This window comes from Micromonospora sp. WMMC241, from assembly GCF_027460165.1.
Taxonomy (GTDB): domain Bacteria; phylum Actinomycetota; class Actinomycetes; order Mycobacteriales; family Micromonosporaceae; genus Micromonospora; species Micromonospora humi.
This window is the reverse complement of record NZ_JAPZBF010000001.1, coordinates 2933611-2956511: the sequence shown is the minus strand read 5'-3', so window position 1 is coordinate 2956511 and position 22901 is coordinate 2933611. Positions and strand designations below refer to the sequence as shown.

The following is a 22901-nucleotide window of genomic DNA, read 5'->3' as shown; positions in this document are numbered from 1 at the left end:
CGCTCAGCCCTCCGGGACGCGCAGGATCGCGGCGCGCACGTGGTCGTCGGCGGTGTCGGGCACGGCGCGCAGGTCGAGCAGGAGCCGGCCGTGCAGCACCCGACCGAGGATCGCCGGCTCACCGGTGCGCAGCGGCACGGCGTAGCGTTCGGGCAGGCTCAGCGCCCAGGAGTCCAGCTCCACGCCGGGCGCGCCGCCGCCGCCGACGACCGCCGCCGCCGGCACCACCTCGGCCTTGCAGCCGTCGGCGCCGAGCAGGTCGCGCAGCCGTTCGGTCCGCTCGCGCAGCCGCGCCGGGTCGGCGCGCAACGCCTCCCCGGTGGGCGTGGCCGGGGCGTGCAGCGTGGCGGCGAGCGCGGCGAGGGTGAGCTTGTCCACCCGCAGCGCCCGGGCCAGGGGGTGCCGACGCAGCCGCTCGACCAGGTCGGCGTCGCCGAGCAGCAGGCCGGCCTGTGGCCCGCCGAGCAGCTTGTCGCCGCTGGCGGTGACCAGGTGCGCGCCGGCGCGCAGCGTGCTCGCCGCGTCCGGTTCGTCGGGCAGCAGCGGATCCGGCGCGAGCAGCCCGGAGCCGATGTCGACGACCACCGGCACGCCGAGCGTGGCCAGTTCCCCCACCGGCACGGCCGAGGTGAAGCCGGTGACCACGAAGTTCGAGGGGTGCACCTTGAGCACGAAGCCGGTGTCCGGGCCGATCGCGGCGGCGTAGTCGGCAGGGGTGGTGCGGTTGGTGGTGCCCACCTCGCGCAGCCGGGCGCCGGTGCTGGCCAGCAGGTCGGGCAGGCGGAACCCGTCGCCGATCTCGACCAGCTCGCCGCGGCTGACCACGATCTCCCGGCCGGCGGCGAGCGCGGTGGCGGCCAGCACCAGCGCGGCGGCGCCGTTGTTGACCACGTGCACGGCTTCCGCGTCGGGCACGGCGGCGGCGAGCGCGTCCAGCGCCTCCCGGCCGCGCCGGGCCCGCCGGCCGGTGGCCAGGTCGAGTTCCACGTCGGTGTGCCCGGCGGCGGCGACCAGTGCGTCCACGGCGGCCGGCGCGAGCGGGGCCCGGCCGAGGTTGGTGTGCAGCACCACGCCGGTGGCGTTGAGCACCGGCCGGGGCGTGCGCCCGGGCAGCGCGGCCAGCGCGACGTCGCGTACCTGCTCGGGGGTGATCTCGCCGCGGCGGGCGCGGTGCTGGGCCGCGACGATCGCGGCCTTGACCCGGTCGCGGCCGAGCGTGCCGGCGGCGACCGCCAGCGCCGGGTCGGCGAGGAGCGCGTCGGTGCGCGGCACCCGCCGACGCGGGTCCACCTCACGCATGAACGCTCCCCCGGACGGTTTGGCGGAGACGGACGGGAATCGAACCCGCCTGGCCCGGGTCCCGGACCACACCGGTTTTGAAGACCGGGAGGGGCACCAGCCGCCTGAACGCCTCCACGCAGCAGTCAACCACAGGGGCCCGCCGGCCGCCCGGCAAGGTGCTCAGGCCCCCCGGTCGGCGCGTTCCCGCTGCGGGACCACGGTGTACTTCGGGTCGCGCGCCGACGCGACGCCGCCGTGGAAGATGCCGAACCGGGTGCAGACGGAGGCGGCGAGCAGCGCGCCGCCGGAGACCGCGGAGAGCAGCCGGCTCCGGCGGCCGAGCCACGCGCCGGCCACCCCGGCGGCGGTGAGCGCCCGCCCGGCGCGCAGCAGCCGGCCCGGCGTGCCGTCGGTGTAGGGCTCGCTGAGCAGCCCGAGGCGGTTCTCCACCCGGTGCGCGCCCCACAGTTCCAGCGCCGCGCCGGCGACCGCGAGCCGTCGCGCCGGCCCGGCCTGCCCGGGCGGCGCGGCCAGCAGCCCGACGCCGGCGCCGCTGGCCAACGCGCTGCCCGCGAAGATGACCGGCAGCTCCGGGTACGCCTCGTGCCAGGACGGGACCGCCGTGTCGGCCAGCAGCACCCCGGTGTACGTGGCCAGCGCCGGCGCGGTGACGGCGGCGACCAACCCGGCCGCGTGCCCGGTCGGCGGCAGCAGCCGGCGGCCCAGCCCGAGCACACCGTGCTCGGGCAGTCGGGGCGCGACCTCGGCGACCGCGGCGATCCCGGCGGCCGGGCCGAACGCGCTGAGGATCCAGGTGCCCACGGACATCGGCGAGGTCAGCTTCGCCACCCGCAGCATGTGGTGGAAGCGGCTCGGCCGGCCCAGGTCGTTGATGAGGAAGTACGCGCTGGCGCTGACCGCCACCAGGGAGGCGGTCCGGCCGGCGCGGCGCAGCGCCGGGCGGCCGGTGAGCTGCCCGCCGGCGGCCAGCAGCGAGGAGCCGGCGGCGAGGCCGCCGGTGAACAGGTAGGCGGCGATGTCCCACTTCCACACCGGCGGCTTCAGCACCGGCCGGCCGTAGTAGGAGGTGAACTCCGCCGGCGGCACGTTGAGCTGCTCGCCACCCTTGCCACCCTTGCCGCCGCGTCGACGGCCGACGGTCGGCGCGGCGTCGCGGGGCGGGTGCGGGGTCAGCCCCGCGTCGCGCGCGCCGGCGTCGGTGCGGCCGACGCCGGGGCCGGCGCCGGTGGCCCGACTGCCGCTGTCGGCGCGGCCCACCCCACGGGCGGTCGGCGAGCCGGCCGACGGCGCGGCGCCGGACTCCCCGGCGACGGGCACGCCCTCGCCGGTCCGTTCCGCGACGGCCGTCCGCTCGGCGGCCAGGCGCTCCCGGAAGCGACGGAACAGGGCACCCACCGGACGGTCCGGGCTCACGACGATCCTCCGACGAACGCGGCGACGGTCGCCGCCGCCATTGCCAGCGCGGCAAGGCCGGCCCGCTTCCACATCTGCGGCAGGTCCCGGGTGGTGACCACCGGGTCCGGCGGCAGCCCGTACACCTCGGGTTCGTCCAGCAGCAGGAAGAAGGCGCCGTCCCCGCCGACACCGTCGGTCGGGTCGTGGCCGTAGAGCCGGGCCTCCGGCACGCCGCGCTCGTGCAGCGTGGCGACCCGCTGGGCGGCACGGTCGCGCAGCTCGTCGAGCGGGCCGTACTGGATCGACTCGGTGGGGCAGGCCTGCGCGCAGGCCGGGGTCATGCCGGCGCCCAGCCGGTCGTAGCAGAGCGTGCACTTCCACGCCCGGCCGTCGTCCTTGCGCTGGTCGATGACGCCGTACGGGCAGGCGGAGATGCAGTAGCCGCAGCCGTTGCAGATGTCCTCCTGCACTACCACCGTGCCGAACTCGGTGCGGAACAGCGAACCGGTCGGGCAGACGTCCAGGCAGGCCGCGTGGGTGCAGTGCTTGCACACGTCGGACATCATCAGCCAGCGGAAGTCGGTGCGGCTCTCCGCGCCGGTGTCCCGCCCGGGCGGCTGCGCGCCGGGCATGCCGAGGAACTCCGGCCCGGCCGACATCCGCGCCGCCGGCTCCGGTCGGCCCGGTGGCAGGCCCGGGTTCGTGCCGGTGTCGGTGGCCGTGCCGGCGCCGACCGACGCCGACACCGGACTGCTGGCCGCCGGCCCGGTCGGGTCACCGGCGAACGGCGGCGTGCGGTGCCCCGCCGGGCGGGGCTGCTCGATGAACGCCACGTGCCGCCAGGAGTTCGCGGTCAGCGCGCCGGTGTTGTCGTAGGACATGCCGAGCAGGTCGAAACCCGAGTCCGGGACGCCGTTCCACTCCTTGCAGGCGACCTCGCACGCCTTGCAGCCGATGCAGACGCTGGTGTCGGTGAAGAAACCCATCCGGGGCGGCGCGGACACCCAGCCGGCGTCGGGCGCCGGGTCGAGCGGTCCGTACAGGCTGTTGGTGTCAGGCATTACCGTTCCCGTCCTGGTGCGCGGCGGCCGACTGCTCGTCGGTGCTGCCGGCGGCGTCGTCCCCGCCGGCCGCGTCGGTGGTGACCATCGGCACCTTCCGGTCCGGGGTCATCCCGGCCCGCCGCTGGTAGTCGCCGACCAGGTCGAGCAGGGCCGGCCCGGTGGGCCGGCGCCCGGACCGGATGTCACAGGTGCCGATCTTGCTCTCCTGGATGAGCACGTTCGGGTCCAGGGTGATGCCGAACAGGTCGTTCGCCGAGTCGCCGGTGACCAGCCCCTCGCTGCCGAAGTGGTAGGGCAGCCAGACCTGGTGGATGATCCGCCCGTCCACCCGCAGCGGGGTGAGCCGGTCGGTGACCAGCACCCGCGCCTCGATCACCGCGCGCCCGCTGATCAGGTGCGCCCAGCCGAGATGCGCCAGCCCGACCTCGGCGGCCAGCTCCGGCGACACCTCGACGAACATCTCCGGTTGCAGCTCGGCCAGGCGCGACACGGTACGGCTCATCCCGCCGGCCGTGTGGTGCTCGGTGAGCCGGCTGACCGTGAACACGTACGGGAAGACCTCGCTGTGCGGCTCCGGCGGGCTCGGGTTGATCCGGTTCACCGGGTGCTCGTAGATCTTGCGGGTCGGGTTGGCCTGCTGCCCGTAGAGCGGGTTGCGCATCGGTGACTCGGCCGGCTCGTAGTGCGTCGGCATCGGGCCGTCGAGCACGCCGCTCGGCGCGTACAGCCAGGCCTTGCCGTCGCCCTGCATGACGAACGGGTCGTCACCCGCGAGCGCCGCCGGGCCGGAGGCGTCCTCCGGCGGCCGGTACGACGGCGGCTTCGTCTTCTCGAAGTCCGGCACGTCGTAGCCGGTCCACTCGCCGGCGTCCGGGTCCCACCAGACGTACTTCTTGCGCTCGCTCCACGGCCGGCCCTCCGGGTCGGCGGAGGCGCGGTTGTAGAGCGTGCGGCGGTTCGCCGGCCACGCCCAGCCCCACTCGGCGGCCACCCAGTCCTGCTCGTGCCCGGGCTTGCGGCGGGCCGCCTGGTTCACCCCGTCGGCGTAGACGCCGGTGTAGATCCAGCAGCCGATCGCGGTGGAGCCGTCGTCCTTCGCCTCGGCGAACGCGTTCAGCGGACGGCCGGTCGCCACGTCGAAGCCGTTGATCTCCCTGAGCACCGCCTCGGCGCTCGGCTCGGCGTGCTCGCCGTGCGTCGGGTAGTCCCAGGCCAGGTCCAGCAGCGCCCGGTCGCGGGGCTTGGTGGAGGCGGCCAGCTTCTCCCGCAGCACCCGGCCCAGGTGGTAGAAGAACCACAGCTCGGAGCGGGCGTCGCCGGGCGGGTTGACCGCCTTCTCCCGCCACTGCAGCATCCGCTGCGTCTGGGTGAAGGTGCCCTCCTTCTCCACGTGCGAGGCCGCCGGCAGGAAGAACACCTCGGTGCGGCACTCCTCCGGGACGATCTCCCCGGTGGCGATCTCCGGGCTGTTCTTCCAGAACGTGGCGCTCTCGATCTGGAACAGGTCGCGCACGACCAGCCAGTCGAGGTTGGCCATGCCCAGGCGCTGGGCCCGGCCGTGCGCCGAGCCGACCGCCGGGTTCTGCCCGAGCAGGAAGTAGCCCTTCACCTTGCCGTCGATCATGTTGAGGACCTGCTGGTAGGTCCCGTGGTCGCCGGTCATCCGGGGCAGCCAGCCGTAGCCGAAGTCGTTCTCCGGCGTCGCCGCGTCACCCCAGTACGCCTTGAGCAGGCTCGCCGCGAACGCCCGCGAGTTGCCCCAGAAGCCCTTCTGGCCGGGGTGCCGGATGCTGTCCACCCACTTGTCGAACGTCGGGTGGTCGGCGTGGTGCGGCATCGGCAGGTAGCCGGGCAGCAGGTTGAACAGCGTCGGGATGTCGGTGGAGCCCTGGATGCTGGCGTGCCCGCGCAGCGCCAGGATGCCGCCGCCCGGCCGGCCCATGTTGCCCAGCAGCGTCTGGATGATCGAGCCGGTGCGGATGTACTGCACGCCGACGCTGTGCTGGGTCCAGCCCACCGAGTAGACGAGCGCGCCGGTGCGCTCCCGGCCGGAGTTCTCCGTCCAGGCGCGGGCCAGCTCCAGGAACTTCTCCTCCGGAATGCCGCAGACCCGGGCCACCATCTCCGGGGTGTAGCGGGCGAAGTGGCGCTTGAGGATCTGGTAGACGCAGCGCGGGTGCTGCAACGTCTCGTCCCGCTGGGTCTGCGCCGGCACCGGCTCGCCGTGGGACTCGTGTTCCAGCCCGGAGGCCGAGTCGCGCTCCTTGCCGGTGCCCCGGACCTTGGTGTTGCCCTCCTGCCCCTCGTACTGCCAGCTGGCGTGGTCGTAGGAGCCGGTCTCCGGGTTGTAGCCGGAGAAGAGGCCGTCCAGGTCCTCGGTGTCGGCGAACTTCTCGCTGACGATGGTGGCCGCGTTGGTGTAGGCCAGCACGTACTCCCGGAAGTCCAGCTCGTTGTCCAGGATGTAGCGCACCACCCCGCCGAGCAGCGCGATGTCCGTGCCCGCCCGGATCGGCAGGTAGGTGTCGGCGAGCGCGCTGGTGCGGGTGAACCGCGGGTCGACGTGGAAGACCTTCGCGCCGCGCTTCTTCGCCTCCATCACCCACTGGAAGCCCACCGGGTGGGCCTCGGCCATGTTGGAGCCCTGGATGACGATGACGTCAGCGTTGGCGAGGTCCTGCTGGAAGTCCGTCGCGCCGCCGCGACCGAAGCTGGTCCCCAGACCGGGGACGGTGGCGGAGTGTCAAATCCGGGCCTGGTTCTCGATCTGGAGTGCCCCCATCGCCGTGAACAGCTTCTTGATGAGGTAGTTCTCCTCGTTGTCCAGCGTCGCGCCGCCGAGACTGGAGATGCCGAGCGTCCGGTTGAGCGGACGGCCCTCGTCGTCGACGTCCTCCCACGTCTCCTCGCGCGCGGCGAGGATCCGGTCGGCGATCATGTCGAGCGCGACGTCGAGGTCCAGGTCCTCCCACTCGGTCGCGTACGGCCGGCGGTAGCGGACCTTCGTCTGGCGCAGCGGGCTGGTCACCAGGCTCTTGCTGGCCGAGCCCTTCGGACAGAGCCGGCCGCGGGAGATCGGGCTGTCCGGGTCGCCCTCGATCTGGGTGACCTTGCCGTCCTTGTGGAAGACGCGCTGCCCGCAGCCGACCGCGCAGTAGGGGCAGACCGAGCGGGCCACGCCGTCCGCGGTCTCGGTGCGCGCGGTCAGCTCGGCGGAGCGCGCCGACTGGGCGGCGGTGCCGCGGCCCAGCGGGTCGGTGCCGGTGAGTTGCCGGTAGACCGGCCAACCCTGGATGAACGTCTTCAGACCCATCCGGGCACCCCCTCCACGTTCGAAGATCGGCTGACCCTTTGCACACTAGGCCAGCCGAACGACGCTCGCGAGTCGAGCGGCAAACAGCGCCGCCCCGACCGGAACGGCCGGGGCGGCGCTGGGCGTCGGTGTGCAGGTCGCCTCTCGGCGAGTGGCGCGACGCGGCTCCAGCCGAACGGTATTCCGCGAAGGCAATTTAGGTGAGGCCCGGGGACACTGGTCACACCGACGCTCTGCATAACCGTACCCGTGAGTCCGTTCTTCCGCCGGGCGTCGTGACGCCGGTCACCGACCTCGACGCCCGCGACGCCGGGCAGGGGTTACCCTGATGCCATGTCGGCCACCGTCAGCGCGTACCTCGCCCGGCCCGGGCGTCCCGCGGTGGTGGCGCGCACCCTGGCCGAGCTGGCCGGCCCCACCGCCGGCATCGTCGAGCTGCCGGTGCGCCTGATGTGGAGCAGCGAGCGCGCCTTCGACCTGGCCGACCCGGACGAGCTGCTCTGGATGTACGAGAACGTGCTGCGCGAGACCAGCCGGGTGGAAGACCTGCGGGAGCTGATCCACGCGGGCACGTTGCGCCGGGTGTGGCCGCTGCTCAACCTCCCCCGGGGCGTGCGCCTGGCCTGGGAGGGCCGGCACCGGAGCCTGCGCAGCGCGTGACGCACCCGCACGACTTCTACCGGGAGGTGGCCCGGGTGGCGCTGGCCGCCGCCGGCCCGCACCGCTTCGTGCTCGGCGGCGGCGTGGCCTGGGCGGCGCACGGCCTGGTCACCCGCCCCACCGAGGACGTCGACCTGTTCGCCGACGTCGAGGGCGCCGCCGCCGCGGCGGCCGCCGACGTACGCGACGCGCTGCGGCGGGCCGGCTACCGGGTGGAGGAGGCGGACCCGGGCGGGCTCGGCGAGGTGTTCGACGGCTTCGACCGCGACCTGCGCGACTTCGTGGTGAGCCGGGACGGGCGCGAGATCCGCCTCAGCCTGGCCCGCCTGGACCGGCACCGCAGCCCGGTGGTGATGGACCTCGGCCCGGTGATGGACGTGCGGGACCTGATCGCCAACAAGACCGCCGCGCTGGTCAACCGGCGGGAGGTACGCGACTACATCGACGTCGCCGCCGCCCTGGACCGGTACGCGGTGACCGAGCTGCTGGAACTGGCCCGCCAGGTGGACCCGGCGCTCGACGACGCCGACGTGCGCGCGGCCGGCCGCTACCTCGACGCCCTGGCCGACCGCCGGTTCACCCGCTACGGCCTGGACGCGGCACGGATCTCCGGGGTGCGCCGCCGGATGGCCGTCTGGCCCCGCTGACCCGACGGACGGCGCACGGGCGGGTGCGTCACTTCGTCGGCTTGCCGCCGGTGACGCCGAGGATCTCGCCGGTGACGTAGCTCGACTCCTGGGACGCGAAGAAGACATACGCCGGGGCCAGCTCGGCCGGCTGCCCGGGGCGGCCCATCGGCACGTCGGTGCCGAACTGCTTCACCTTGTCCTCCGGCATGGTGGCCGGGATCAGCGGCGTCCAGATCGGGCCGGGCGCGACCGCGTTCACCCGGATGCCCCGGTCGGCCAGGTTCAGCGCCAGCGCCTTGGTGAAGTTGGCGATGGCCGCCTTGGTGGTGGCGTAGTCGAGCAGTTGGGGCGACGGGTCGAACGCCTGGATCGACGAGGTGTTGATGATCGCCGAGCCCTCCTTCAGGTGCGGCACCGCGAACTTGCTCAACCAGAACATGGCGTACACGTTGGTCTTGAAGACCCGGTCGAACTGCTCGGTGGTGATGTCGTCGATGCCGTTGTCCTGCGACATCTGGTAGGCCGCGTTGTTGACCAGGATGTCGATGCCGCCGAGGTCGGCGACCGCGCGGTCGATCAGCTCGCGGCAGTTCGCCTCCTCGCGCAGGTCGGTGCGGACCGCGACGCCCCTGCGGCCGGCCCGCTCGACCAGGTTGACCGTCTCGCGCGCGTCGGCCTCCTCCTCCTCGCCGAGGTAGGAGACGAGCACGTCGGCGCCCTCCCGGGCGAACGCGATGGCCACGGCCCGGCCGATGCCGGAGTCACCGCCGGTGATCACCGCCCGCTTGCCGCTGAGCCGGTCGGCGCCCCGGTACGACTCCTCGCCGTGGTCCGGCTTCGGGCCCATCTCCTGCGTGGATCCGGGGGTGGACTGCTGCTGCGCGGCCTGGCCCTGCTGCTGGCCGTACTGCTCGGTGGGGTCCTGCCGGGTGTACTGATCCTCCGTCATACCTGCGCCCCTACCCCGGCCGGTCGGCCGAAAACAGCAGCCGGTGACGACAGGGCGAACAACTCGGGGCGGTGTGGCGCATGCGACAGCTGGTGGTTATGGTGCGCAACGGCGCCCACGAGGCGCGTACCCCCTCCGAAAGGCACCGCATTGACCTCCTCCTCCGGCGCCTCGCGGCGCCAGGTGCTCGCCGTTGCCGCCGCCGCGGCGACCGCTCCCCTGCTCGCCGGCGCCCCCGCCGAGGCGAAGCCGAAGCAGCCGAAGACCTGGGACCTGACCGTCCTGGGCACCTCGGACACCCACGGCAACGTCTACAACTGGGACTACTACAAGGACGCCGAGTTCGACGACAGCAAGCACAACGACGTCGGCGTCGCGAAGCTGGCCACCCTCGTCAACCAGATCCGGGCCGAGCGCAAGGGCAGGGCGACGCTGGTCCTGGACGCCGGCGACACCATCCAGGGCACGCCGCTGGCCACCTACTACGCCAAGCAGGAGCCGATCACCAGCACCGGTGAGACGCACCCGATGGCCAACGCGATGAACGTGCTCAAGTACGACGCCGTCACACTGGGCAACCACGAGTTCAACTACGGCCTGCCGCTGCTCGCCACCTGGATCAAGCAGCTCGGCTTCCCGGCCCTCGCGGCCAACGCGCTCAACGCCAAGACCGGCAAGCCGACCTTCCTCCCGTACGTGATCAAGGAGGTGCGGCTCGGCGGCCACGGCGCCCCGAAGCTGCGGGTGGGCATCCTCGGGCTCACCAACCCCGGCGTGGCCATCTGGGACAAGGCCAACGTCGAGGGCCGCCTGGTCTTCGCCGACATGGTCGCCACCGCCGCCAAGTGGGTGCCGGAGATGCGCCGGCGCGGCGCCGACGTGGTCATCATCTCCGCGCACGGCGGCGACAGCGGCACCTCCAGCTACGGCCCGGAGCTGCCGAACGAGAACCCGACCGCGCTGATCGCCGAGCAGGTGCCCGGCATCGACGCGATCCTCTTCGGGCACGCCCACAACGAGGTGCCGGAGAAGTTCGTCACCAACCTGAAGACCGGCAGGGCGGTGCTGACCTCCGAGCCGTCGAAGTGGGGCCAGCGGCTGACCCGGATGGACTTCACGCTGACCCGGGAGAAGGGCTGTTGGAAGGTGGTCGACTCGTCGGCCACCACGCTGAACACCAACACCGTGGTCGAGGACCCGGCGGTGCTCGCGGCGGTGCAGGGCCAGCACGCCAAGACCGTCGACTACGTCAACAAGGTCGTCGCGCAGTCGAGCGTGGAGTTGTCCGCCGCCGAGTCGCGCTACAAGGACACCCCGATCCTGGACTTCATCAACCACGTCCAGACCGAGGTGGTCACCGCGGCGCTGGCCGGCGGCGCGTACGCGGGCCTGCCGGTGCTGTCCATCGCCGCGCCGTTCAGCCGCACCGCGGTGTTCCCGCAGGGCGACGTGCGCATCCGCGACGTGGCCGGCCTCTACGTGTACGACAACACCCTGGAGGCGGTCGTGCTGACCGGCGCCGAGGTGAAGGCCTACCTGGAGTACTCGGCGAAGTACTTCGTCACGGTGCCGGTGGGCGCCGCGGTCGACCCGGAGACGATCAGCGACCCGGCCGTGCCGGACTACAACTACGACGTGTTCTCCGGCGTCGACTACGACATCGACATCTCCAAGCCGGTCGGGCAGCGGATCACCCGGCTGGTGCTGGCCGGCACCGACACCCCGGTGGCGGCGGACGCGCAGTTCGTGGTGGCGGTCAACAACTACCGGCGCAGCGGCGGCGGCAACTTCCCCGGCATCGTGAAGACCCAGGTCTACAACGCGCAGCAGGAGATCCGCCAGCTGCTCATCGACTGGGCGCAGGCAAAGGGCGTCATCGACCCGGCCGACTTCTTCGTGCCGAACTGGAAGCTGGTCCGCGAGGGCGTGCCCGTCTTCTGACCCGCCCCGCCCCACCCCCCTTGTTGATCATGAAGTTGGCGGTGCTCCCGGGTCCGCTTCGACACCGCCAACTTCATGATCGACGCGGCCGGGTGGAGATCTTGGAAGGAAAGGGCCCCTGGAGGGGCCGGGAGCTTCCAAGATCGGTTCGTCGCCCGTGTGTCAGCCGCCGGCCCGCAGGTGCCACTCGGACTCGCCGCCGGCCGGGTCCGGCCGGTCCGGGCGGGTGTCGGTCTCGGTGGACTCCGCACGCTCCTCGGGACGCACCCGGGACGGCAGCTCGCCGAAGCGGACATGCCGCAGGAACGCGTACTCCTCGTCGGTGAACGACTCGACCGGCTCGCTCATGCCCGCATTGTGCCCCCGCCACGCCCGCGCCGGTATCAACCGGGACGGCACGGGTATGCCGCCCCGACGGCCGTCGGCGACGAGGTGGAGGCGACGCGATGCGCGCGGTACGGATGACCGCTCCCGGGGTGCTGGAGCTGACCGAGACGCCCACCCCGCAGCCCGGGCCCGGTGAGGTGCTGCTGCGCGTCGGCGCGGTCGGGGCCTGCCACTCGGACCTGCACATCCTCGACGCGGCGGCGGGGATGTTCCCCACCCCGATGACGCTCGGCCACGAGATCGCCGGCACGGTGGAGACCGCCGGCCCCGGCGTGGAGGGTTGGTCACCCGGGGACCGGACGGCGGTCTACGGGATCATCGGCTGCGGCCGGTGCCGGGCGTGCCTGCGCGGCGAGGAGAACCGCTGCCGGGTGAATCCGCTGGGCGGCATCGGGCTCAGCCGCGACGGCGGGCTCGCCGAGTACGTGGTGGTGCCGGCGTCCCGGCTGCTGCACGTCGGCGACATGGACCTCACCCAGGCCGCCCCGCTGACCGACGCCGGGCTGACCCCGTACCACGCGGTGGAGCTGGCCCGGCCCCGGCTGCGTCCCGGCACCACCTGCGTGGTGATCGGCATCGGCGGGCTGGGGCACATGGCGCTGCAGATCCTGGCCGCCACCACCGCGGTGCGGATCGTCGCGGTGGACACCAGCGTCGCGGCGCTGGACCTGGCCGGCCGGCTCGGCGCGCACCACGTGGTGCAGGCCGGCCCGGACGCCGTCGACAAGATCCGCGAACTGGTCGGCCCACCGCCGGACGGCGCCGACGTGGTGCTCGACTTCGTCGGCGCGCAGCCCACCCTGGACACCGCCCGGCAGGTCGTCGCCACCGGCGGTCAGCTGCTGCTGGTCGGCCTGGCCGGCGGCACGCTGCCGGTCCGGCCGGTCGCCGACGAGCCGCCCACGGTGCCGCTGGAGACGAGCGTGGTGGTGCCGTTCTGGGGCACCCGGGCCGAACTCCAGGAGGTGATCGCGTTGGGCCGGGCCGGCCGGCTGCACGCCGACGTGCAGACGTTCCCGCTGGCCGAGGCGCCCGAGGCGTACGAGGCGTTGCGCCGGGGCGACATCCACGGTCGGGCGGTCATCGTCCCCTGACCGGGGGCAGCCGGTCGAGCAACGCCAGCCCGGCCCGCACCGGCCGGCGCTCGAGCGCCTCGGCGAAGCTGACCCGGCCCTGGCAGAACCGGACGAACATCCGCCAGCCGGGCGGGCTGGCGAGCATCGCGTGGAACACGTCGGGCCGCCGCTCGAACACGTCCAGCAGCCGGTGCCCGGCGCGCATCTCCGGCGCCAGCCGCCGCCCGACCTCCCGCCCGTAAGCGTCGAGGTCGCCGCCGGCGACCGCCTCGCCGGCCAGGCGGCCGGAGCGCAACGCGTAGCTGATCCCTTCCCGGCTCCACGGCTCCAGCAGGCCGGCCGCGTCGCCGGCGACCAGCACCCGGCCGTGGCGCAGCGGGGCGTCCTCGGCCCGGCAGCGGGTCAGGTGCCCGGAGTCGTGCTCCGGGGCGATCCCGGCCAACCCCAGCCGGGTCACGAAGTTTCGCAGGTAGGCGCGGGTCCGCTCGCCCTCGCCGCGCGCGGAGATGACGCCGACGGTGAGCCGGTCGCCCTTCGGGAAGACCCAGGCGTACGAGCCGGGCACCGGGCCCCAGTCGAGCAGCACCCGTCCCCGCCACCGCTCCCGCTCGGCGGCGGGCACCGGCAGTTCCAGTTCCAGGCCCAGGTCGACCTGGTCGAAGCGCACCCCGACGTGGCGGGCGGTCACCCCGGAGGAGCCGTCCGCGCCGACCACCGCCCGGGCGCGCACCACCTCGCCGTCGGCCAGCCGCAGGCGTACCTCGTCGGGGTCCTGCTCGACGGCGCGCACCGCGACGCCCTCGCGGACCTCGGCGCCCGCGGCGATCGCGGCGGCGCGCAGCCGGTCGTCGAACTCCTCCCGGCGGATCATGGTCACCAGCGGTGCGCGGTGGCGGCGGGTGAACGCGCGCCGCCCGTCGCGGGTGAACGTCACCCGGTCGACGCGGTCGTGCGCGGGCACCTCGACCCGGCCGTCGACCTCGGCCAGGGATGTCCCGATCAGGCCCCCGCCGCACGTCTTGTAACGGGGATGGGTGGCCCGCTCGACCACCAGCGTGCGGACGCCGGCCCGGGCCGCCGCGTGCGCGGCGGAAAGTCCGGCGGGCCCGCCACCGACCACGACCAGGTCCCAGATGATCACGGGTGCAGCCTAGGGCACCGCCGGACCGAACCGCCCGCCACGACCCTCGAACGGGTGGGCATCATCGCCTGCCGTCCGGGTAACCGCCGGTCGCCGGCTGTCCGCGGGTCGGGCGGCCCACGCCGAGGAGGAGCGATGCCTCAGGTCCAGCTGTCCGCGGTCGAGGAACGGGTCTACCAGGCGGTGACCGCGCTGGAGGTGCGCGGCCACGTCCCCTACCCGGACATGATCGCCGAGGAGACCGGATTGAGCGAGGAGGAGGTGCACGAGCCGCTGCACTCGCTCACCGAGCGGGGGCTGTTGCACCGGGAGGACTCGCCGATGTCGGGCCTGGACTTCGGGCCCCGGTGGTGCGCACGCCAGACTGCCTGATCGCGCCGTTTGCCCCGCCGGGGTCCGGGTAGCGATCGGGGATGCGTGATCAACGGTCTGCGGGGGGCACGATGAGCGGTGGCCGGGCACCGGCGCCGGACGCGGGACACGACGACAGGCGCCGCTGGCAGGCGCTCAGCGTCGGCTTGGTCGCGGCGTTCATGACGCTGCTGGACGTCAGCATCGTCAACGTCGCCGTCCCGTCGATCGACCGGGCGCTGGACGCCACCCCGAGCGACCTGCAGTGGGTGCTGTCCGGGTACGCGCTGACGTTCGGCCTGGTGCTGGTGCCCGCCGGGCGGTTCGGCGACGCGCGCGGGCGGCGTACCGCGTTCGTGGTCGGGGTGGGACTGTTCACGCTGACCAGCGCGCTGGCCGGGCTGGCCACCTCGTCGACCTGGCTGATCGTCGCCCGGCTCGTTCAGGGCGCCGCCGCCGGCGTGGTGAACCCACAGGTCAGCGGCATGATCCAGCAACTGTTCCGCGGCGCCGACCGGGGCCGTGCGTTCGGGCTGCTCGGCGCCACCATCGGCATCTCCACCGCGGTCGGACCGCTGCTCGGCGGGCTGCTCATCCAGCTCGGCGGCGAGGAGCACGGATGGCGCTGGGTGTTCTTCGTGAACATCCCGGTCGGCATCCTGGCGATGGTCCTCGGCTGGCGGCTGATGCCGGCCCGCCCCGAGGGCCAGCCCCGCCGGCACCGGCTCGACCCGGTGGGCGTGCTGCTGCTCGGGGCCGGGGTCACCGTGATCCTGCTGCCGCTGGTGCAGCGGGAACAATGGCAGGGCTCGGCCAAGTGGCTACTCATCCCGCTCGGCCTGCTGCTGCTGGCCGGCTTCGCGCTCTGGGAACGCCGATTCGCCCGGCACGCCACACCCCTGTTCGACCTGCGGCTGTTCGGGCTGCGCTCGTACACCCTCGGTTCGCTGATCGGGCTGATCTACTTCGCCGGCTTCACCGCGATCTTCTTCATCTTCACCCTCTACCTCCAGATCGGTCTGGGCTACAGCGCGCTGGTCGCCGGCCTGGCGATCACGCCGTTCGCGCTCGGCTCGGCGCTCGCCTCCGCGCTCGGCGGCCGGGTCGTCACCCGCTACGGCCGGCCGCTGGTCGCCATCGGACTGCTCGCCGTGGTGGTCGGGCTGGTCGCGACCGACCTGGTGCTGACCGGCGGGCCGCACCAGAACGTGCCGCTGCGGACCGCGTTGCCGCTGCTCGTCGCCGGGCTGGGCAGCGGCCTGGTGATCGCGCCCAACCAGACGCTCACCCTCTCCGAGGTGCCGGTGCCGATGGCCGGCAGCGGCGCCGGCATGCTCCAGACCGGGCAGCGGATCGGCACCGCCGCCGGCATCGCCGCGGTCGGCGCGCTGTTCTTCTCGACGCTGGCGCAGAACCAGAACGACTGGGCGCTGGCGTTCCGGCACTCACTGCTGCTGGCCGCCGGCATCATCGTGCTGGCGCTGGGCGTGGCCGTGGCCGACATCGTCGCCGGCCGGCGCCGGTCCTGACCGACCCGTCCCGGCCAACCCGGACGGAAGTCCCGGAGAACTCTGCGTGACCGGGGCAGCGCACAGCGCGTCGACATTGATAGATACGAGGGCATGACGAACACCCTCGACCGTCGTGCCCTGCTGCGCCTCGCCGGCGCCTCCGCCGGCACCGCCGTCCTCGCCGGCGCCACAGTGGCCGGCGCCTCCCCCGCCGGCGCGGCCACCGCCGCCTTCCGGCACGGCGTCGCCTCCGGCGACCCCCTGCCCGACGGGATCCTGCTCTGGACCCGAGTCACCCCCACCCCCGACGCGCTGCCCGGCTCCGGCGCCGGCCCGGACGTCGAGGTGCGCTGGCAGGTCGCCGCCGACCCGGACTTCACCACGCCGGTCGCCGTCGGCACTGTCACCACCGGCGCGGCCCGAGACCACACCGTGAAGATCCCGGTCACCGGCCTCGCGCCGGCCACCACCTACTGGTACCGCTTCGGGTACGCCGACGCCTGGTCGCCGACCGGCCGCACCAGCACCGCCCCGCCCGCCGACTCGGCGGTGGACCGGCTGCGGCTGGGCGTGGTGTCCTGCGCGAACTGGGAGGCCGGCTACTTCGCGGCGTACCGGCGGCTGGCCGACCGCGACGACCTGAACCTGATCGTCCACCTCGGCGACTACCTCTACGAGTACGGGACCGGCGAGTTCACCGCCGCCGGCCGGGTGGTCCGGCCCACCCAGCCGGCGCACGAGGTGCTCACGCTGGCCGACTACCGGATCCGGCACGCGCTCTACAAGACCGACCCGCACCTGCAGGCGCTGCACGCGGCGGTGCCGTGGGTGATCACCTGGGACGACCACGAGGTGGCCAACGACGAGTGGTCCGGCGGCGCGGAGAACCACACGCCCGGCACCGAGGGGCCGTTCGCCGACCGGCTGGCCGCCGCCCGGCAGGCGTACCTGGAGTGGATGCCGGTGCGCATCGGCGCGGACGGGGCGATCTACCGACGGTTCCGATTCGGCCGGCTGGCCGAGCTGTCCATGCTCGACCTGCGGTCGTACCGCTCGGCGCAGGCGTCCGGCACGGCCGTCGACGACCCGTCCCGCACCATCACCGGCGACGCGCAGATGGCCTGGCTGAAGGCGGGCCTGGCCGGCTCGACCGCCCGCTGGAAGCTGGTCGGCAACCCGGTGATGATCGCCCGGGTGGACGTGGGCGCGCTGCCCGCGTGGCTGCTCGGTCCACTCGGGAAGCTGCTCGGCATCCCGGAGAACGGCGCGGTGCTCAACGCCGACCAGTGGGACGGCTACAACGCCGACCGCAACGAGCTGGTCGACCACCTCCGGGCCACCGGCACCCGCGACGTGGTGTTCCTGACCGGCGACATCCACACCTCGTGGGCCAACGAGGTGACCACCCGGGCGACCGGGTCGGCCAACCCGGCCGCGGTCGAGTTCGTCGTACCGTCGGTGACCAGCGACAACGTCAACGACTTCCTGAAGTTGCCGGCCGGCAACGCGCTGAGCCAGCTCGGCGCGGGCCTGATCCGTGCGACCAACCCGCACGTGCGCTGGACCGAGCTGGACGGGCACGGGTACGGGGTGTTCGAGGTGACGCCGCAGCGCTGCCGGATGGACTGGTACCACCTCGCCGACCGGACCAGCAGCACCAGCGGCAGTCGCTGGGTGGCCGGCTGGTCGGTGGCCGCCGGGTCTTCCACGCTGCGGTCCGAGGGCGCTCCGCTGTCCTGACACGTGCGAAGGCCGGCACCCGTCGTTCGGGTGCCGGCCTTCGCGTGTGTGCTTACTTGGTCCAGTGCTGGTTGACCAGGTCGGTGGCCTGCTTCTCCCACTGGGCGTAGGCGTCCGGGTAGGCCGACACCTGCACGGTCTGGGCGGCCTTGGTCAGCGGCATGTCCTGCCAGCCGTCGACCTGCTTGAGGCCCTTGAGGAAGGACAGGGTGGAGTACTCGGGGTCGGTGATCTGCTCCGGGGTGCCCCAACCACTGGACGGGCGCTGCTGGAACAGGCCCAGCGAGTCGTGATCGTTGCGGTCGCCGAGGTGGCCGAGGTTCTCCAGCTTCGACTCCTGCAGGGCGGTGGCGATCGAGACGACCGCGGCGCGCTCGGGCAGGCCGGCCTTCTTCGTCGCGGCGATGATCGCCTTGACGTTGGCGGTCTGCTCGTCGTTCAGGCTGATGGTCGACTGCTCACCCTGCACCGTGGCGACCGCGACCGGCTTGGTCGAGGCGGCGTGGGCGGGGGTGTCGGCGTGCGCGGCGATCGGACCGGCGAACACACCACCGGTGAAAGCCAGACCAGCAATACCGAGAATGCTCTTACGCAGGATCGTGTTCATGAGGGGGCTCCATTCGGGGGTCGACGCACCCGGGGGACGGGGTGCGGGCACCGTCAGGCGCTCAGAAGACTCGGGGGGATCCGGCATGCTCGCGGGGCAGGAGGCTGCCTCGTCGCGGGTGCCGGGAGTGTGTGTAACGACCGGGCGGCCACCGTCATTCCCGGGGCCGTCACCACGGGGGATGCGGGCTTCGGGGTGCAGTGGGCGGCCTCGCGGGTCGGCCCCACTCAGGGCTGGCGGCGCGGGGTGCGCTCGCCTTCCTCGGTCGTTCACCCGTCTACAACGCCCCGCACCCCGCGACGATTCCACCGCCGGAGTGCCGCCCACCACCCCCGAACCGGACACCCACCCCACCCGGGCCGTTCGGCGACACACCACGGGCACCCCGACAGGCCGTCACCATGCTTCGGCCAGCGCGACCGGGATGCCATGGGGTGCATTCCGGTCGACCCGGACACCCGGGTGTTAAGCGGGGGCCCCTCCTCTACCGAAAGCGTTAAGAAGGGGCCCCGCCTTTCACCAGAGCTGCTGGACGATGTCCGCCGCCTGCTCCTCCCACTGCGCGTACGCGTACGGGTAGGCGGACACCTGGACCGTCTGCGCCGCGCTGGTCAGCGGCAGTTCCTGCCAGCCGCCGACGTTCTTCAGCGCGCCGAAGAACGCCTTGCTGGCGTAGTCCGGGTCGGTGATCTGCTCGGACGAGCCCCAACCGGACGACGGGCGCTGCTGGAACAGGCCCTCCGAGTCGTGGTCGTTGTAGGTGCCGAGGTGACCCAGGTTGTAGAGCTTCGACTCCTGCAGGGAGGTGGCGACGCCGATCACCGCGCCCCGCTCCCCCACGCCGGTCTCCTTGGCCGCCTTGACGATGGCCTTGGCGTTGTCGAGCTGCGCGTCGTCGAGCGGGATACGCGACTGCGCGCCCTCGACGCCGTGCGGCATGAGCTTGTCCCGGGCCGGCCGGTCGGCCCTGGTCGGCACCTTGTCGCTGCCGGTGGTCAGGCCGGACTTCGCCGACTCGGTGGCGGTCTTCTTGCCGGTGGCCAGGTCGATGGCGGCCACGGCGCCGGCGTGCGGTCCGCTGGTCACCGGGGCGGCGACGGCGGTCGGGGCGAAGGCCAGGCCACCCAGGGCGGCCACGCCCGCCACGGTCAGCGCGGCGCGGCGGTTCTGGGCGACGGTGGTGGTCTTCGCGTAGGCGGTCTTCGCGACGGCGGGGAGCCATCGGGTGACGTGCTGCTTCACGATGGTTGCCCTTTCGATCGTTACGACGCGCTCCGGGGTGAGCGCCCCTCGGGGGTCGGCCGGCGTCCCGGGTTTGGGTGCCGGCGGTACGGGGGACACAACCAGCCGGGCCTGTCGGTCATTCCGGAAATGTCAGGGGCGGCGCGGGCTGCGATCCAGGTCACCCGGGCCTCCGGACAGCGGGCCCCTCACCCCGGGAAACGGGACGATCCGGCCGGACGCCCGAACCACACCAGGACGTGCCACAGCTGCTTGAGGTGCTGCCAGGTGACCTCGGCCGCGCCCCGGTCGGCCCAGCGCTGCGGTTCGCGTACCAGGGAGGCGGCGGCGCGGCCGATGAGCGCCGCGTGCAACGGCTCCCCCGGCCGGCCGAACTCGGCGTGCACGCGGGCGGCCAGCGGCGGGATGTCCGGACCGCGGAACTCGGCGTCGACGCCGTCGACGGGCAGCTCGAAGCCGGCGTGCCAGTCCAGCACGAACCCGTGCCGCCGGGCGAGCAGCGCGAGGCGCCGTCCGTCGTCGGTGCCGCGGAACGACGGGTCGACCACGACGGCCTCGACGTCGCGGTCGAGGCGCAGCTCACCGTGCACCTGGGCCTCGATGTAGTCGTCCAGCGCCCGGCCGGCCCGCGCGGACGCCCGTTCCCGCCGGGACAGCAGCGCCCGCAGCAGGGCGCCGGTGTCCATGCCCGACACGCCCAGGCTGACGCCGGTGCTCTCGGTGGCGTCGAGGAGCGCGGCGAGGACCGGCTCGAAGACGGCGAGGGTGCCGACCTCGGTGGGGCCGAGGTGACTGTCGCCGAACGTGAACGTCGTCCGGGTCGACACCTCCGGGCGCAGCCGCAGGTGGCAGGAGCCGAACCGGGGGCAGGCGCCGTCCGGGTGGTCGAGCAGGTTGAGCCCGCCGTACGTCGGACGCTCCGCGGGTCCTACGCCCGGTCGCTGGTACGCGCCGCCGAACATCGACCGCTCCCACACGTCGCGGTCGCCGCCGGGAAACGCGGTCAGCCCGCCGTTGGAAATGCCGGTGGCGAACTGACTGCGGTACACGCCCTCGTCGTCGAGCGCCCCGACCACGGTGCGGCCGTCGCGCAGCAGCCGGTCCGGGTGGAAGTTGACGGTCAACCGGCCGTGCCCGGTCACCGCCGCGACGACCTCCTCGCAGCGGACGTCGGCGCCGGAGCCGGCGAGGTGGGCCGCGATCACGGCGAGCGCCGACGGCCGGTCCCGCAGGGCGACGTCCCGCACGTGTCGCAGGGCGGCGGACTGCGCGGCGGTCAGGGTCGGCCCGGGCATCGGGTGAGTATGGCGGGCCCGGAGCCGAGCGGCCAGGCGGTTACCGGTGGTCGACCGCGCCGAGTCGGGCGAGCAGGTGCGCGTTGCCGCCGGTCGCGGTGAGTTGCCGCAGGAGCTGGTCCAGGGCGGCCTGGCGGTCCAGGGTGGACAGCGCCGAACGCAGTGCCCGCAGGCGGTGTCGTTCGGTGTCGGACAGCAGCGCCTCCTCCCGCCGGGTGCCGGAGGCCCGCACGTCCACGGCCGGGAAGACGCGCCGGTCGGCGAGCGAACGGTCCAGTCTCAGCTCGGCGTTGCCGGTGCTCTTGAACTCCTCGAAGATGAGCGTGTCGGCGGCGGAGCCGGTTTCCACCAGGGCGGAGGCCAGGATGGTCAACGAGCCGGCCTCCTCGGTCGCGCGGGCCGCCGCGAGCAGCTGCTTGGGCGGGGTCAACGCGGCCACGTCGACGCCGCCGGACAGGGTGCGTCCGGCGGAGCGCACGGTCAGGTTGTAGGCACGGCCGAGCCGGGTCAGCGAGTCGAGCAGCACGACCACGTCGTGGCCCAGCTCGACCAGGCGCTTCGCCCGCTCGATCGCCAGCTCGGCGATCGAGGTGTGGTCCTGCGGCGGACGGTCGAACGTGGCCGCGACGACCTCGCCCTTCACCGACCGAGACATGTCGGTGACCTCTTCCGGCCGCTCGTCCACCAGCACCACCATCAGGTGGCACTCCGGGTTGTTGCGGGTGATCGCGTTCGCGATCGCCTGCAGCACCATCGTCTTACCGGCCTTCGGCGGCGACACGACCAGGGCCCGCTGACCCTTGCCGATCGGCATCACCAGGTCGATCACCCGGGTGGTCAGGATGTGCGGCTCGGTCTCCAGCCGCAGCCGGTCCCGCGGGTAGATCGGCGTGAGCTGGTAGAAGTCGGGGCGGCGTCGCGCCTCGTCCGGGGCGTAGCCGTTGACGGTGTCGAGCCGGGTCAGCACCGGCCGGCCCGGTCGGGACCCGCCGGCGACCTCGCCGGTGACCAGGTCACCGCGGCGCAGGCCGTGGCGGCGCACCTGGCCGACGGTGAGGTGGACGTCGGCGGGTGACGGCAGGTATCCGTCCACCCGGATCGTGAAGTGTCCGCCGGCGGTGTCGAGGACACCGCTGACCGGACGGCATGCGTGCGTCATGGGTTGCCTTTCTCAGGCGGCGTCGGTGGACGTCACCGACGCGGGAAGGGAAGCCGGCAGGGATCGCCCGACGGGAAGCCGGGTGTCGCTGCGGCGGGGACGACGGTCGAGGGACCGGCCACACGGGAGAGTTCGAACTCCGGGCGGCGCCTGGCGCCGGCATCCGGGTCCACCGGCAGGCTAACCCCTCGGCGGCGCGGCGGGCAAGCGGATCGCCGGCACGGCGGCGGCACCGCCCTTCGTTAGAGTGAGGCACCTGCCGCACCGGGAAGGCCGTACCGTGACTGCTACGAGCGTGGTCGACCAGGTCGATCTGGGCGATCACGTCTGTTGGATCCACGACGACGACAGCGACGCGCTCGACGCCGTCGGCCGTTTCGCCGCCGCCGGCCTGCGCCGCGGTCACAAGGTGGTCTGCTTCACCGAGACGTCGACGCCGCAGGCGGTCCGCGCGCGCGTCGACGCCGTGGGGGTCCCCACCGAGGCCGCCGTGGCCGCCGGGCAGCTGCGGATCCTGCCGGCCGTGGACGCCTTCCTGGCCGACGGCCGGCCCACCCCGGCCACGCTCGCCGACGCGGTCCGCCACGAGGTCGACCAGGCCCGGCGCGAGGGCTATCCGGGGGTACGCCTCAGCGGCGACATGGCGTGGGTGCTGGGCACCGGTGTCACCCTGGACGAGCTGCGCCGGTACGAGCTGGCGCTCAACCCGCTCTTCCCCGACGGCCGGGTCGCCGGCCTGTGCCTGTACGACCGGCGGCGCTACCCCGCCGACCGGCTCCGGCTCCTCGGCGCGGCCCACCCGGGCACCGCCGCGCCGTCCACGCCCCGCACCTGGTCACCGCTGCTGCGGGCGTACCGGATCGGCGACCCGGCCGGGTTGCGGCTGGTGGGCCAGGTGGACCGCAGCAACCGGGACGCGCTCGTCGCGCTGCTGGGCGGCCTGACGGCCGGGCGGACGGCCGGCGTACCCCCGGTGCTGGACCTGACCGACCTGAGCTTCGCCGACGCCGGCGCCGTCACCGAGCTGGCCCGGGCGGTCCGGGCCGGCGGCCCGGGCGTCCGGTTGGTGGGCTGCCGCCCGGCGTTGCGCCGGCTGTTGCACGTGCTCGGCGGCGTGACCGCGGGAGGGTCGGCATGAC

At 73.6% G+C, this 22901-nt stretch carries 18 protein-coding genes, 1 tRNA gene and 1 pseudogene; 8 read left to right on the top strand and 12 right to left on the bottom strand.

From position 1 onward, the window contains the following. Positions 1-3: 3 nt before the first annotated feature. The 5 genes from selA to fdh form a co-directional block, all read right to left on the bottom strand. Complete coding sequence (gene selA, locus O7598_RS13725; RefSeq protein ID WP_269691733.1) at positions 4-1299, bottom strand: L-seryl-tRNA(Sec) selenium transferase; 1296 nt, start codon at positions 1297-1299, stop codon at positions 4-6. A 20-nt stretch (positions 1300-1319) separates the two neighbouring features. Continuing rightward, positions 1320-1415: transfer RNA gene (locus O7598_RS13720), tRNA-Sec, on the bottom strand. A gap of 46 nt (positions 1416-1461) precedes the next feature. Further along, complete coding sequence (nrfD, locus tag O7598_RS13715) at positions 1462-2715, bottom strand: NrfD/PsrC family molybdoenzyme membrane anchor subunit (RefSeq protein WP_269691732.1); 1254 nt, start codon at positions 2713-2715, stop codon at positions 1462-1464. Next, positions 2712-3758, bottom strand: a complete 1047-nt coding sequence (locus O7598_RS13710) for a 4Fe-4S dicluster domain-containing protein (protein WP_269691731.1) — start codon at positions 3756-3758, stop codon at positions 2712-2714. The genes nrfD and O7598_RS13710 overlap by 4 nt, the downstream gene beginning before the upstream one ends. Beyond that, positions 3751-7074 (bottom strand): formate dehydrogenase, encoded by a 3324-nt coding sequence (gene fdh, locus O7598_RS13705; RefSeq protein WP_269691730.1) that lies wholly within the window; start codon positions 7072-7074, stop codon positions 3751-3753. The genes O7598_RS13710 and fdh overlap by 8 nt, the downstream gene beginning before the upstream one ends. Before the next feature lie 333 nt (positions 7075-7407). Between fdh and O7598_RS13700 the strand changes: the two genes are divergently transcribed. Next, a complete protein-coding gene (locus tag O7598_RS13700) occupies positions 7408-7734 on the top strand; it encodes a hypothetical protein (RefSeq protein WP_269691729.1) in 327 nt (108 codons plus the stop codon). Further along, positions 7731-8381: a nucleotidyl transferase AbiEii/AbiGii toxin family protein gene (locus O7598_RS13695; protein WP_269691728.1), complete on the top strand. Its 651-nt coding sequence runs from the start codon at positions 7731-7733 to the stop codon at positions 8379-8381. Before O7598_RS13700 ends, O7598_RS13695 begins: the two co-directional genes overlap by 4 nt. Before the next feature lie 28 nt (positions 8382-8409). Here the strand turns inward: O7598_RS13695 and O7598_RS13690 are convergent, their stop codons facing one another. After that, positions 8410-9312: an SDR family oxidoreductase gene (locus O7598_RS13690; protein ID WP_269691727.1), complete on the bottom strand. Its 903-nt coding sequence runs from the start codon at positions 9310-9312 to the stop codon at positions 8410-8412. A gap of 150 nt (positions 9313-9462) precedes the next feature. Between O7598_RS13690 and O7598_RS13685 the strand changes: the two genes are divergently transcribed. Beyond that, positions 9463-11253 (top strand): bifunctional metallophosphatase/5'-nucleotidase, encoded by a 1791-nt coding sequence (locus tag O7598_RS13685; protein WP_269691726.1) that lies wholly within the window; start codon positions 9463-9465, stop codon positions 11251-11253. A gap of 162 nt (positions 11254-11415) precedes the next feature. Here the strand turns inward: O7598_RS13685 and O7598_RS13680 are convergent, their stop codons facing one another. Next, positions 11416-11601: a hypothetical protein gene (locus O7598_RS13680; protein ID WP_269691725.1), complete on the bottom strand. Its 186-nt coding sequence runs from the start codon at positions 11599-11601 to the stop codon at positions 11416-11418. A 98-nt stretch (positions 11602-11699) separates the two neighbouring features. On the opposite strand from O7598_RS13680, the gene O7598_RS13675 reads away from it, so the two are divergent. Next, on the top strand, positions 11700-12734 hold the full coding sequence (locus tag O7598_RS13675) for an NAD(P)-dependent alcohol dehydrogenase (RefSeq protein ID WP_269691724.1): 1035 nt from the start codon (positions 11700-11702) through the stop codon (positions 12732-12734). On the opposite strand, the gene O7598_RS13670 is transcribed toward O7598_RS13675, so the two are convergent. Continuing rightward, complete coding sequence (locus O7598_RS13670) at positions 12721-13857, bottom strand: geranylgeranyl reductase family protein (RefSeq protein WP_269691723.1); 1137 nt, start codon at positions 13855-13857, stop codon at positions 12721-12723. The genes O7598_RS13675 and O7598_RS13670 overlap by 14 nt on opposite strands. A gap of 135 nt (positions 13858-13992) precedes the next feature. Between O7598_RS13670 and O7598_RS13665 the strand changes: the two genes are divergently transcribed. The 3 genes from O7598_RS13665 to O7598_RS13655 all read left to right on the top strand — a co-directional run bounded on the left by O7598_RS13665 (position 13993) and on the right by O7598_RS13655 (position 17459). Next, a complete protein-coding gene (locus O7598_RS13665; RefSeq protein ID WP_091056763.1) occupies positions 13993-14229 on the top strand; it encodes a hypothetical protein in 237 nt (78 codons plus the stop codon). Positions 14230-14300: 71 nt separating this feature from the next. Beyond that, positions 14301-15737, top strand: coding sequence for an MFS transporter (locus O7598_RS13660; RefSeq protein WP_269691722.1), 1437 nt, complete (start codon positions 14301-14303; stop codon positions 15735-15737). Positions 15738-15830: 93 nt separating this feature from the next. After that, positions 15831-17459, top strand: a complete 1629-nt coding sequence (locus tag O7598_RS13655) for an alkaline phosphatase D family protein (protein ID WP_269691721.1) — start codon at positions 15831-15833, stop codon at positions 17457-17459. Between the two features lie 52 nt (positions 17460-17511). Here O7598_RS13655 and O7598_RS13650 read toward each other — a convergent pair whose 3' ends face one another. The 4 genes and pseudogenes from O7598_RS13650 to rho all read right to left on the bottom strand — a co-directional run. Beyond that, positions 17512-18066, bottom strand: a complete 555-nt coding sequence (locus tag O7598_RS13650; protein ID WP_269691720.1) for a hypothetical protein — start codon at positions 18064-18066, stop codon at positions 17512-17514. A 516-nt stretch (positions 18067-18582) separates the two neighbouring features. Further along, a complete protein-coding gene (locus O7598_RS13645) occupies positions 18583-19308 on the bottom strand; it encodes a hypothetical protein (RefSeq protein WP_269691719.1) in 726 nt (241 codons plus the stop codon). Positions 19309-19496: 188 nt separating this feature from the next. Next, entirely contained in the window at positions 19497-20603 is a 1107-nt protein-coding gene (locus O7598_RS13640; RefSeq protein WP_269691718.1) for a DUF3626 domain-containing protein, read from the bottom strand. A gap of 39 nt (positions 20604-20642) precedes the next feature. After that, positions 20643-21744 (bottom strand): annotated as a pseudogene (gene rho, locus O7598_RS13635) (transcription termination factor Rho); the annotation flags it as partial. 298 nt (positions 21745-22042) lie between these two features. Here rho and O7598_RS13630 point away from each other — a divergent pair. Then, positions 22043-22900 carry an MEDS domain-containing protein gene (locus O7598_RS13630; RefSeq protein ID WP_269691717.1) on the top strand — a complete coding sequence of 286 codons (858 nt, stop codon included), beginning with the start codon at positions 22043-22045 and terminating at the stop codon, positions 22898-22900. Position 22901 lies beyond the last annotated feature (1 nt).